The 12,635-nt window shown below is 35.2% G+C and carries 9 protein-coding genes; 2 read left to right on the top strand and 7 right to left on the bottom strand.

Annotation, left to right across the window (positions count from 1 at the left end):
- Nucleotides 1–61: 61 nt before the first annotated feature.
- From HNS38_RS07000 to HNS38_RS06980, 5 genes are all read right to left on the bottom strand, one after another.
- A complete protein-coding gene (locus tag HNS38_RS07000; RefSeq protein ID WP_172278810.1) occupies nt 62–1,357 on the bottom strand; it encodes a cysteate synthase in 1,296 nt (431 codons plus the stop codon).
- Between the two features lie 47 nt (nt 1,358–1,404).
- Nucleotides 1,405–1,827 carry a YchJ family protein gene (locus HNS38_RS06995; RefSeq protein ID WP_172346191.1) on the bottom strand — a complete coding sequence of 141 codons (423 nt, stop codon included), beginning with the start codon at nt 1,825–1,827 and terminating at the stop codon, nt 1,405–1,407.
- A 50-nt stretch (nt 1,828–1,877) separates the two neighbouring features.
- Complete coding sequence (locus HNS38_RS06990) at nt 1,878–2,558, bottom strand: DUF2293 domain-containing protein (protein WP_172278814.1); 681 nt, start codon at nt 2,556–2,558, stop codon at nt 1,878–1,880.
- Between the two features lie 75 nt (nt 2,559–2,633).
- Entirely contained in the window at nt 2,634–3,680 is a 1,047-nt protein-coding gene (locus tag HNS38_RS06985) for an acyltransferase family protein (RefSeq protein ID WP_216663654.1), read from the bottom strand.
- A gap of 157 nt (nt 3,681–3,837) precedes the next feature.
- On the bottom strand, nt 3,838–4,425 hold the full coding sequence (locus HNS38_RS06980; RefSeq protein ID WP_172278818.1) for an ankyrin repeat domain-containing protein: 588 nt from the start codon (nt 4,423–4,425) through the stop codon (nt 3,838–3,840).
- A gap of 235 nt (nt 4,426–4,660) precedes the next feature.
- Here HNS38_RS06980 and HNS38_RS06975 point away from each other — a divergent pair, with 235 nt between their 5' ends.
- Nucleotides 4,661–6,712: a helix-turn-helix domain-containing protein gene (locus tag HNS38_RS06975; protein ID WP_172278821.1), complete on the top strand. Its 2,052-nt coding sequence runs from the start codon at nt 4,661–4,663 to the stop codon at nt 6,710–6,712.
- Nucleotides 6,713–7,116: 404 nt separating this feature from the next.
- Entirely contained in the window at nt 7,117–10,383 is a 3,267-nt protein-coding gene (locus HNS38_RS06970; protein ID WP_172346190.1) for a glycosyl hydrolase, read from the top strand.
- A 203-nt stretch (nt 10,384–10,586) separates the two neighbouring features.
- Here the strand turns inward: HNS38_RS06970 and HNS38_RS06965 are convergent, their stop codons facing one another.
- Complete coding sequence (locus HNS38_RS06965) at nt 10,587–12,179, bottom strand: hybrid sensor histidine kinase/response regulator (protein ID WP_172278825.1); 1,593 nt, start codon at nt 12,177–12,179, stop codon at nt 10,587–10,589.
- A 4-nt stretch (nt 12,180–12,183) separates the two neighbouring features.
- Nucleotides 12,184–12,624 carry a response regulator gene (locus tag HNS38_RS06960; RefSeq protein WP_172278826.1) on the bottom strand — a complete coding sequence of 147 codons (441 nt, stop codon included), beginning with the start codon at nt 12,622–12,624 and terminating at the stop codon, nt 12,184–12,186.
- Nucleotides 12,625–12,635: the final 11 nt, after the last annotated feature.

Genomic DNA, 12,635 nt, shown 5'->3' with positions numbered 1-12,635 from the left:
CATGGTTAGATTATTCTGTTTTGCTTGTTGAATAATGCAATAGTTGAATGAGTAGCGCTTATTACCAGTTTAGTTGGTTGATTTGTTCTTTCACAAAATTCTCATCAGGGTCAATATCAAAAATCAATGTAGGCTTTAAGTAGAATAGTTCTTTTTCCGATTTGAATCTTTCTTCTCCACCACCAGTAATATTGAGCATGATCAAGTCATCAGTATTTACTTTTTTATCTTTAACAGCAGATATTAAAGTGGCAACAGCAACTGCAGCGGCTGGGTGAATATCTATTCCTTCTGATTCTAAGAATAATTGAGCTGCATTTCTAGCTTCTTCATTGGTCGCTAAAAGTACTTCACCTCCAGCATCTTTCATGGCATCATATAAACCACCAGCTAATGAATAGGGAGGTTTTCTATTGGATAATACTTTGGCATCAATGATTTCAACTTGTTTGCGTGCTTCATCGTTGTTGAAATCTAATAAAGGACGAGAATCAGCTTCCCAAGCATCGTAAATAGGGTTAAAGGGAGAATTCTGAGAAACCATTAATTTGGTTTTTCTGTTTCCAAATCTACCATCCTCTAATAATCTTAAATTGGCTTCCCAAGCTGCAATGGCGCCTGTTCCACTACCTATGGCCTGGAAATAATATTCTGGGATTTCTCCAATGGTAGTAGCTGCCGATAGCATGGTTGTTGCCATTCCATCTCGTCGGGCTACATTTTTGGCTCCACCTTCTGCGAAAAAACCATTCATCTCACATGCTATATTAGATAGATGGATGGCATCAAAATAGTCTCCTCCAGTTTTGCTGGCGATAAGTTTCACACAATCGTTTAGAGGTGCATCAAACCAAAGGGCGTTCAAATTATCTTCAGGGACACTTAATAAAAGAGGTATTTGGTTGTCTGAGCATACTTGGGCAAAGGCACGAGCCGTATTTCCAGCGGAAGCCACCACTAAAACCTTTTTCTCATCATTATCCATTCGAGAGCACACAGAATAACTTTCCGTTTCCTTAAAAGAACAAGTTTTCATTTCTATGTTCTTTTCTGGCCAATACCCACTAAAAGTAATATATAAATTATTGAGTCCGATTTCTTTTGCTAAACCTTCGCTTTTAAAAGTGACTGGTGCAAAGGAGCCTTTAATCATTTTGTGGATAGGCAGCCAATCAGCAAATTTGAATAAACCATAGGAATCATCCTTGACTTCCAATTGTTTTTTTTCATAAATAGCTCTCACCAAACCGGCTTGAGCTTCATTGGGAGCATTTAATGTCCAGCCCTCGTCATTAAAGGTTTTCTTTGTGGCTTGGGATTCTAAAATATATTGGGTTTTGTCAATTTTCAGACTCATAATATTGATTTTAAAAAGATGCGCAAATATAGAAATTTATGATTGTTTTAATATTTTAGATAGACTTTGTCATTCTGTAAATGTGTGCCAGAAACATAATACCATTTTCCATCTATTTTCTCAAAATTAGATTGTTCGTGCAGTGCTTCTGTATATCCATCCTCAATATAAATGGCTCTAAATTCTACCATTCCAATTTCATCATTGGCTTGTCCAGCTTCGGTTTTTACAATAGATAATCCCAACCATTCTATGGAATTCATCCATCTTTGCATCTTTTTTCTTTCTTTAACGGGACGTATTTTCTCTATATGAGTATTAATTATATAATCAACTTTGCCTAGTGTAAAAGCAGTATAGCGAGAACGCATTAGCTCTTCTGCAGTATCTGGGTATTCTTTTTTATCGATGAATGGTTTGCAACATTCTTCATAAACTTTGTTGTTTCCACAAGGGCAATATTCTATCATAATTATTCTTTTGATTTTAAGCAGGGCAAAATTAAGCTTTTAATTCATATTTATGGGTTGCGGTGAATTTTTTGAAGTGCAGTTCGCAAAGAACAATGGGGAGAAAGGGGTTCACCACTTCTGTACTTCATTAAAAGCTTAACAGATTCTTGTGCTAGTTGACGTCTTACAGCTCGTCGTTCTCCTTTAATTCTTGCAATATTAAGATGGTCGTAAGCGGTAGTTTGGTGCCTCATCCAGGCGATAACGGCTTTTGCTGCTCGTTCTTCTATGGGAATCATGGCTGTTCTTGCAACGGTGCCACTACCCACAGGAACGGCATGTTTGGTAATAGCTTCTGCCATCAGTTTCTCCATGGTTTTATATTTGAGGTGGAATTTTAAATATTTCTCCACTTCTTTCTGAAAATCCTCCTCATATTCGTCTTGCTTTTTGGCTCGCCTTTTTAAATCGCTAAGTCTTTTCTTTTGGTAGGCATCGGTGTTTCTAGTTTCTTCTACTTCTTTTTTTGCCCACGCAATGGTTTCACTGGGCGCCCAAACGCCTTTTGAAATCATTCGTCTGCCCTTTTTATATTGAACCCTCCAGAACAATCCTTTGGCTGTTATCTTTCTGGTGATTCCAGCATCTCCAGCAGCTAAAAAACTCCATCCTGCAGGAGGAGTCACTTTTTCTCCATATTTATTGAGGAGTGTATTATTTGGGCCTGGACTTACGATTTCTTGATTCATTCTTTGCAATCTGTATTTTCTGCAAAAGAAGGGATTTTTGAGGAATAAAGTAAGTGAAAGTATATTTATTAATGACTATAATATAATCTTCATCCCAAATAAAGGGCGAAGAAACTTCACCCGCCTTAATACCAATTCATAAACCATAAATGAAGCAAGAAAGGTAATAAAAAAGACCAATAAGTATTTAATAAAGGCAGAGATTTCCAATGGGAAAATATAATACGAAATTGCATACTGCATGATCATGTGTATGATATAAACAGGATACACAGCTTGACTTAAATAGCTTAGTGATTTGCTAGGACGGTTAAAATATTGATTAGCAAAACCGAAAACAGAGGAGGTCCAGAATACTGTTTCTAAACTCATTAATATATTTGGGGATTCTAAATCATAAATAGATAGTCTGATTACAAATAATACATTTGCAAAAATGAGAAATATATATTTCCATTTTTTCAGCATATGCCAAATGTTTGACCCCGACATTACAAATGTAAAGCCCCATAGAAATGCCAATCCTCCCATAATAAAGCCGTGTAAAGACATGGCATAAAAGGTATACATTTCGGGATTTACTAAAACACTCTCAATAACAAATGTAAGAGCCACCAATAGTAATGACAATGGATTTTTGAATATGGTATTTAGCTTTTCGGGGAATTTGGAATTTCTATTTTTATCCATATAATAGAATATGGAGCTAAACAGAAAAACATAAATATAGATAAAGCCAAGAAACCATAAATGTGCAGCATGAGGAGCATAGCTGAGTTCTTGAGAATAGTAATCTTGCCAAATGAAAACATGAATGGGTACAATAGCTATGACTCCAAAAACAAAAGGCATCAGTATTCTAATGGTTCTGTCTAAAAAGAGTTGTTTAAGGTTTCTATTGCGCATGGCAAAGGCAATCCCCATTCCTGATACAAAAAACAAAAGTGGGATTCGCCAAATGTTTAACATGGACATAGGATACCAAATCCATTCTAAAAAAGTATTATTTTGTATGAACTGGATAAATACACCCCAGGGTTGAAATCCAATTGCAGTGTGATAAATAATTAAAAGGCCAATAGCAATTACTCTCAACCAATCTATATCATGTCTTCTTTCCATCATTATTATTTAAAGTGATTTTAGCTATTTGTTGTTTTTGGTTAATGATTCCCCTTTATTAAAACCTGTTTAACTGCTTATGGTTGATTGATTTAGTAGCTTAGTCAAAAAAGGGAAATCATTTTGTGTCAGAGGTCAGTTTTAAATACCAATTCTTTTATTTTGATAATAGAACAGCAACCTCAGGTCTTGTATTCTCTAGTCTCTCTAAATCTAATCTTAAACCTAATGCTCCTAAATCTTTTGCAATTTGCTCGTAAATAGGTTGAACATCGCTAAATGGTCCAGAAACAGATTGTAAAGCAGTAGAACCATATTGATTGATAAGTGTTTTATCTGCTCCACGAGTCAATAATTCTTTTACAATTTCTGTTCTACAATAAAAAGCAGCGGTGTGTAATGGAGAAGAGCCATCGGCATTAGTTGCATTAATGTCAGCATTGGCATCCATCAGCATGATAGCGATATCTGTTTTGCCAAAAGTACAAGCAATATTTAAAGGAGTTGAACCATAAGCGTCTCTTCCATTTAACTCGGAACCTATTTTTATATGTTGTTCTACAGCTTTTTTATTGCTCATAAACACCGCTGCAAAAATATCCATGCTTGGTTTTTCTACCTTCTCCGTTTTTGTTTTTTGTTCTTCAGGAGTATGACATCCTTCACATGAATACCCTCCTATAATAATAAGAGAAAGTGAAATAATAAAAGCTGTTTTTCTTAAAATGTTGATTTTTGTTGTCATCGTTTTATTGTTTTTTAATTTTGAGCAAATATCTGTCGAATAATTCTAAGTGATTAAATAACAGTGTTTCATAAAGTTTAAACTTTCATTCATTAATAAAAATGATGCATCATTTGTACAAATGATGCATCATTTTTTAATTAAAGTCTGAAATTGTGATTAAATATTTTCAATTTTCTTCCATTTATTAATTCAAGGATAATACTACCTTTGATGAGCTTAAAAATGACAACAAATGCCAAATCAGGAATTGATAGATAAATTGAAACAGATTATTCTCAAGCATATTTCCAATGAGAAATTTGGAGTGGCAGAACTAGCAGAAGAATCTGGTATGAGTCGTTCTACTTTGCTCAGGAAAATGCAAAAGGATACAGGTTTATCTGCCAGCCAATTTATTAAGAAAGTGCGTTTAGAGGAATCTAAAACTCTTCTTGATGAGACTGATTTGAGCATATCTGAGATAAGTTTTAAGGTAGGGTTTAACAGTATTTCATATTATATTAAATGTTTTAAGGAGGAATATGAACTTTCGCCAGGAGAATATCTGAAGAAAGAAAAGACTGCAGGAGAGCAGATTGAAATAGAGAAGGTTCATGTTAATAGAAAACCATATGTTTGGTTAATTCCTCTTTCGGTTATCATCATTGGCCTTTCCATTTGGGTGGGAACGATTTTTAGTGAAGAGGGTAAGCCCATTGACAAGTCCATAGCTGTATTGCCTTTTAAAAATGACAGTAAAGACTCTAGTAATGTATATATAGTCAATGGTTTAATGGATGCCATTCTCAATAATTTGCAAAAGGTGAAAGACCTAAGGGTGATTTCACGCACATCAGTCGAGAAATACAGAAACTCAAATAAAACCATAGCTGAAATAGCTGAAGAACTTGGGGTGAGCTATTTTGTGGAAGGAAGTGGTCAAAAAGTTGGAGATCAGATTTTATTGAATATTCAATTGATAGAAGCACAGAGAGATAAGCACATATGGGCGGAGCAATATGATAGGAAACTGAATGATATTTTTGAAATTCAAAAGGAAGTAGCCTCGAAAATTGTGCAGCAAGTAGAAGTGAAAATTACACCTGCTGAGATGGAAAGGATTGAAGAAATACCTACTGATAATATTGTAGCCTACGATTTCTTCCTACAAGGACTTGAATTATTATATAATCCTACTGGAACTAGTTTAGATTCCGCTATTGTTTTCTTTTCACTTGCCATTGAACAAGATAAAGATTTTGCAAGAGCCTATGCTGCCACTGCTATGGCCTATTATTATCTAGATATCTTTCAGGTTCAAAAACAATATATAGAAAAGACCGAGTTTTATGCTGAAAAAGCGTATTTGCTTGACCCTCAATCACCACAATCATTGGTAGCCAAGGCATTTTCTTATATGACGAAGAAAGAATATGAAATCGCGGTTTCTTATTTTGAAAAGGCTTTGGAATATCATCCCAACTCGGCTTTTGTACTCAATTTCTTATCCGACTTTTATACCAATTACATACCCAATACAGAGAAATATTTAGAGTTCGCCCTAAAGGGATTACAAGTGGATAAGAGCTCTAATGACTCGTCTGCTAGCTCATACCTTTATTTACACCTGAGTAATGCTTTTATACAAGCAGGATTTATAGAAGAGGCTTTAAAATATTCCAATCAGTCTTTGGCCTACTATCCTCAGAATATCTATTCACATTATTTGAAAGTTTATATTGAGTATGCAGAGCATAGGAATATGGAGATAACGAATGATAAACTACTTGAAGTATATAATATGGATACCACACGTTTAGATGTAATACAAGAAGTGGCAAAAAGCTATTATATATTGGGTAATTATAAGATGGCTTATCATTTTTATAATAAATTAATTGTAGCTAAAGAGAAGTACGATATTTATTTATTTGTACATGAAAATATTAAAATCGCATGGACCTGTAAGGAGTTGGGCTATGAGCAAGAGGAACATGATTTGCTGGAAGAATATCGTGTTTATTCCGAGAACGATCAATCCATATACCAACCATTATTAATGTGCGGCTATTATGCCTATATAAATGATACAGAAAAAGCCATGGACAATTTGAGGTTGTTTTCAAATTCCGATAATTATCACCTTTGGACTTTGTTCTTAATCAATGAAAGACATCTGGAAAGTATTTCTTCAAGTCCTGAATTTATTGAAATTTTGGAGGGTTTGGAGAAGCGGTTTTGGGAAAGACACGAAGTGTTAAGTACAAAACTGGAAAGTGAAGGATTGATAAAAAAACGGTTCTAATTTCTTAGCCTTAGAAAGTTTTCAAATTCTCTACAGATATTATTAAATAATTGAGGTGTTCAATTACTTACTTATTTTAATGGTGTCTATTTCAAGTAGGCTATAAGTTTGTTTTTTACTAAACTGTAGAACTAATTGTTTTGGAGTATGCTTTTTTCGCTCCCCTTGGGGTTGGGGCAAACGAAAAAAAGACTGAATATCATTGTATTAGGTGTTTGTCTTCTAGTTTTGAATAAGTACTTATCTAAATACTTCAATTAAATAAATGGAATGTTTCTGATATTAGCCCCAAGTTATTCTAGTTTAAATCCAATGAATTTGTCAATATTTTTCGTTAAGAAATCGCTAAATTGAACCTGTTGTATTTTATTTTGTACCTTCGGGAATCCAAAAAAAACTAATCAATGAAATCACTTCTCAATAAAGTAGTTATCCTTTTGATAGCGCTAATCTTAGGTCTATCTGTACAAGCTCAAAAGAAAAGTAAAGAAGAAAAAAAGAACCCTATCAATTCCCAATTGCTATCAGGGATTAAATTTAGAAACTTGGGTCCTGCATTTATGTCTGGACGCATTGCAGATATTGCTGTAAACCCAAATAATCCAGTAGAATGGTATGTGGCTGTGGGCTCAGGAGGGGTATGGAAGACTTCCAATGCAGGTACAACTTGGAACCCGATTTTTGATAAATATGCAGTCTATTCTACGGGTTGTATTACCATAGACCCTTCTAATGAAAATAGAATTTGGTTAGGAACCGGAGAAAATGTGGGTGGCCGACATGTAAGTATCGGAGATGGAGCTTATCTCAGTGAAGACGCCGGAAAATCCTGGAAAAATATGGGATTGAAAAAATCTGAGCATATTTCTAAAATCATTGTTCATCCATCGAATTCCGATATTATTTGGGTGGCCAGTCAGGGACCATTATGGAGCAAAGGAGGAGAAAGAGGCTTATACAAATCTTTGGATGGTGGGAAGACTTGGAAAGAGAGTTTAATCATAGATGAGTGGACTGGCGTGACTGATTTGCAAATAGACCCTCGGAATCCTGATATACTATATGCTGCTAGTTGGCAAAGGCATAGAAATGTAGCTGCCTACATGGCTGGAGGTCCAGGAACTGCGCTTTATAAATCCACTGATGGAGGAGAAAATTGGAGGAAACTGGAAAATGGGATTCCCGAAAAAGACAAAGGTAAAATAGGTTTGGCCATCTCACCAATCAATCCAGATATACTCTATGCAGCCATTGAGTTTGAAAGAAGAACAGGAGCGGTATATCGTTCAGAGAATAGGGGAGAGACTTGGGTGAAAATGTCGGAAACGGTATCTGGGGCCACAGGCCCACACTATTATCAGGAATTATATGCTGATCCCAATCAATTGGATAGAATTGTATTGGTAGATGTGCGAATGCAAGTTTCTAATGATGGAGGAAAAACATTTACGAGAGTTAAGGAAGAATTCAAACATTCTGACAACCATGCCATTGTGTTTAGAAAAGGAGATCCTAATTATATGTTAGTAGGTTGTGATGGAGGTATTTATGAAACCTTTGATAAGACCCTCAACTGGCGTTATATTGATAATCTTCCTGTCACACAATTCTATAAATTGGCTTTGGATGATACAGAACCCTTTTATAATATTTATGGTGGAACACAAGATAATTCTACTCAGGTGGGGCCTAGTAGAACCGTAAATGCCCATGGAATTACCAATGCAGATTGGCAAATCGTTTTGGGAGGTGATGGACATCAACCGGCCACAGAACCTGGAAATCCCAATATTGCTTATGCCGAATCACAACAAGGTTATTTATTCCGATTAGATAGAAAAACAGGGGAGCGTGTTTTTATACAGCCCCAGCCTGGTAAAGGTGAAATGGCAGAGCGATATAACTGGGATGCACCTATTTTGGTAAGCCCTCATCATGCATCGCACATATATTTTGCTTCTCAGTATTTATATAAATCGGAGGATAGAGGAGATAGCTGGAAAAGAATTTCCGGCGACCTCACCAAAAATGAAAATAGATTTAAACTGCCTATAATGGATCAAACTTGGGGCTGGGATGCCGGCTGGGATTTATGGGCTATGAGTAATTATAATACCATTACATCCATTTCTGAATCACCTTTAAAAGTAGGTTTAATTTGTGTTGGAACTGATGATGGTCGCATTCAGTTGACAAAAGACGGAGGTGAGAACTGGCAATTAATTGAAGTGAATCGTTTACCTAATTGTCCAAGTACAGCGTTTGTAAACGATATTAAATTTGATTTGCATCAAGAGAATACTTTATATGTGGCTTTAGATAATCATAAATATGGCGATTTTAACCCCTACCTATATAAATCCCAAGATTTAGGAAAGTCATGGAATCCTATTATCAATGGTTTGGACTCCGTAGATTTAGTTTGGAGAGTGGTACAAGACCACCTTAAGCCTGAATTGTTATTTGCTGGGACCGAATTTGGTCTGTATTTTAGTATTAATGGGGGACAAGAATGGGTGAAGTTCAAAGGTGGATTGCCTACCATTTCCTTTAGAGATATAGCCATTCAAAAGAGAGAAAACGATTTGGTTGCAGCTTCTTTTGGTCGTGGTTTTTTCGTTTTAGATGATTATAGTTTTATGAGAAACCTCAGCGAAGAAATGCTTGAAAAGCAAGCCTATTTATTCGATTCTAGAGAGGGGCTTTGGTATTTTCAAAGCCGACCGATTGGTGGGTCCAAAAAGGGTTCTCAAGGGGCTTCCTTTTATGTAGCAGATAATCCTGAATTTGGTGTCACCTTTACTTATTTATTAAAAGAGGAGTCTTTAACGAAAAAAGCCAGCAGACAAAAAGAAGAAAAGGAATTGAAAAAGAATAAGCAAGACTTGGTGTTTCCTGAGTGGAACGAGATAGAGGAGGAGTTGAGAGAAATAGAAACTAGGTTTTGGATACAAATTCTAGATGCTGATGGTATGATTCTGAGGAAATTGGCAGCTAAAAATAAAAAGGGTATTCATAGAATAAGCTGGAATTATACTAAGGAATCTATAAAACCCATTGATGTACCTGATAAAAGAACAGAGAACTCAACGGGTCAAATGGTAGCCCCTGGAGAATATTTTGCTGTTTTAGTAAAGGAGAAAGAAGGAGAATATATAAGGATGACTGACACTATCCAGTTTAATGTTACGAAACTATTTGAAGGAAGTTTGGCTTCAGCTTCTTTAGAAGAGATGGCCTCTTTTTGGAAGGAATTGGATGAGGTTTCTGCAGAGCATCAGAGTATTCAAATTAAAATGAAAAAGACTTTAGAAAAATCTAAAAAAATACAAATGGCTTATAAAAAGTCAAATCAAACTTCCAAATCTTTGTCGAAAGATATTTATAATTTGATAAAAGAATTACATGCGCTCGATAATAAGCTTAATAATCCAAAGGTTATCAGAGAATTAGAGATAGACTATAGGCCAACCATTTCAAAAAGAATAGGAACGGCATATGCTTGCGTTAGTAATTCTTCTTATGGTCCAACCACATTGGCCAGAGAGAATTTAGAAATAGCCAAAGAGGAAATGGAAGATCTAATGATAAGCCTAGAACGAAGTCAGCAAAAAATAAATGCCATAGAGTTGAGGTTGAAGGGTTTAGGTGCTCTAGAAATCATTGATTAAGGCATTTTGATAAAAGATAAGCCTCATGATTAGTATTGTGAGGTTTTTTTTAATGATATATCATTGGGTTAGCTATATCATTGCTTTAAGCCGTGTACATATTTAACATGAAGATTGGGTATGATTGAGATTAGATTGGAGCGCCTGAGATAGGCTAAAATAGCAAAAGAATCTTTCTAAATCATATGATTTTCAGGTTTATATTATACAGCATCAATAAACTTATTTATCTTTTCTTTTAAATCACAAGCCAGTATAGGTTTTGCTAGATAATCATTACATCCAGCGGCAATAGCCTTTTCTTTATCTCCTCTTAGGGCATAAGCTGTTTGAGCGATAATATATACGTCTTTATTAAACTCACGAATTTGTTGGGTAGCTTCATAACCATTTAACTCAGGCATTTGGATATCCATTAATACGAGGTCAATATCAGGATTCTGTCTACAAGCAGCCACAGCCTCGATACCATTTTTTGCACTGATTATCTCTTTGCCAAATTTCTTTAGCATTATAGAAATATATTCCTCTGAAATAAGGTCATCCTCAGCAATCAGTATTTTTAATTTACGTGCTTTGGTTTCTAATCGAACCATTTCTTCAGGAACTTCTTTGTCAAGGTTTATGGATTCTTTTTGACAAGGAACATTAAAATAGAAGGTGCTTCCTGTTTCTTTTTCTGAGGAATCTTCCATAGAGTTAGATGTTATCCAAATTTTACCACCAAGCATTTCCACATAGGCTTTAGCTATGGAAAGCCCTAAACCTGCTCCCTGTCTTGCTTTTTTATTTGGAACATCGGCTTGAATAAATCTTTCAAATATGTCTTCTTGTCTATTTTTTGGGATTCCAATTCCATTATCTTTCACATAGAATTCAATACATCTGTTATCAGCAGTATATCCAAATTCTATATGTCCTCTTTCGCTATACTTAATAGCATTTTTGATCAGATTAGTGAGTATAGAAAATACTTTCTCGCCATCAGTTTTTATGATGGCCTCCTCGTTTGAGAAGGCTTTTTTTACGCTAAATGTAAATCCTTTGGCTTCTACCTCTGGCTTAAACATGTTATAAATATCATCTAATTGAGTATTGATATTGATGTCATGTAGAAAGATCTCCATGGCACCTGATTCTATTTTGGATATATTGATGATATCATTGAGAATGTTAAGCATTCGAACGCCACTTTTTTCGATGATTCGAATATAGTTTTGTTGTTCTTCTCCACTTAAATTGGGTTCTTTTAAAAGTCCAGCAAAACCAAGTATTCCATTCATAGGAGTTCGGATTTCATGGCTCATATTGGCTAAAAAGGCAGATTTCAATCTGTCAGATTCCTCTGCTTTTTCTTTTGCCTTTATGAGTTCTAGTTCGGCTTGTTTGCGTTCTTTTTTTTCTTTAGCTTCCTCAAGAGCTCTGATAATAGAATAGGGTAGTTTCTCGGGTTTATCTTTTAATATATAATCGACAGCTCCTTTTTTGATCAGGTCAATAGCGGTTTCTTCACCTATAGAACCAGAAACAATGATAAAGGGAATCTCGGGGCATATTTCGAGTGCTTTTTGAAGTGCAGGGTAGGCGCCATAGCCAGGTAGTCTGAAATCGGAGAGGATGATATCGTATTTCTGAATAGAGAGTGCTTTTTCAAATTCTATTTCATTCTCAACTCTATCCATTTCAAATTCGAATTCGGCAAATTCCAATAATTCTTGAATAATCTCAAAATCCATAATAGAATCCTCTATAGATAATATTTTTAATTTCCCATATGTGTGGCTTGATGCGTCCATTTATCTATTTATTTGATGGGATTTCATTAATAAGAGCCCAAAATATTCCAATATTTTTTACTGAGTCTATAAATTCTTTAAAATCAACGGGCTTTACAACATAGGCATTAACACCTAAAGCGTAGCATTTTTGTAAATCAGGATCCTCACGGGAGGATGATAGCATAACGATGGGGAGGGTTTTTAGTGTATTATCATTACGTATAATTTCTAATACTTCTATTCCATCCATTTTAGGCATTTTAATATCCAAGAGAATTACAGCAGGGATTTCCCTTTCTCTATCAGCAAATTTCCCCTGGTAGCGTAAAAACTCTAAAGCTTCTACACCATCATTTACATGGGTAACTCTATTTGATAGATTATGATCTGCAAGAGCCATAATGGTTAATTCGGCATCTCTAGGATCATCCTCAACTAATAATATTGGTTTTAGTTTATTCATTTTTTTTCCTC

The organism is Lentimicrobium sp. L6 (genome assembly GCF_013166655.1).
Classification (GTDB): Bacteria; Bacteroidota; Bacteroidia; order Bacteroidales; family UBA12170; genus UBA12170.
The sequence above is the reverse complement of the archived record's forward strand: the minus strand, read 5'-3'. Positions and strand labels throughout refer to the sequence as shown.

What these genes read in the sequence shown, in the direction of transcription:
- HNS38_RS07000 (WP_172278810.1), bottom strand. Translation starts at nt 1,357, where the DNA reads ATGAGTCTGAAAATTGACAAAACCCAATATATTTTAGAATCCCAAGCC.
- HNS38_RS06995 (WP_172346191.1), bottom strand. Translation starts at nt 1,827, where the DNA reads ATGATAGAATATTGCCCTTGTGGAAACAACAAAGTTTATGAAGAATGT.
- HNS38_RS06990 (WP_172278814.1), bottom strand. Translation starts at nt 2,558, where the DNA reads ATGAATCAAGAAATCGTAAGTCCAGGCCCAAATAATACACTCCTCAAT.
- HNS38_RS06985 (WP_216663654.1), bottom strand. Translation starts at nt 3,680, where the DNA reads ATGGAAAGAAGACATGATATAGATTGGTTGAGAGTAATTGCTATTGGC.
- HNS38_RS06980 (WP_172278818.1), bottom strand. Translation starts at nt 4,425, where the DNA reads ATGACAACAAAAATCAACATTTTAAGAAAAACAGCTTTTATTATTTCA.
- HNS38_RS06975 (WP_172278821.1), top strand. Translation starts at nt 4,661, where the DNA reads ATGCCAAATCAGGAATTGATAGATAAATTGAAACAGATTATTCTCAAG.
- HNS38_RS06970 (WP_172346190.1), top strand. Translation starts at nt 7,117, where the DNA reads ATGAAATCACTTCTCAATAAAGTAGTTATCCTTTTGATAGCGCTAATC.
- HNS38_RS06965 (WP_172278825.1), bottom strand. Translation starts at nt 12,179, where the DNA reads ATGGACGCATCAAGCCACACATATGGGAAATTAAAAATATTATCTATA.
- HNS38_RS06960 (WP_172278826.1), bottom strand. Translation starts at nt 12,624, where the DNA reads ATGAATAAACTAAAACCAATATTATTAGTTGAGGATGATCCTAGAGAT.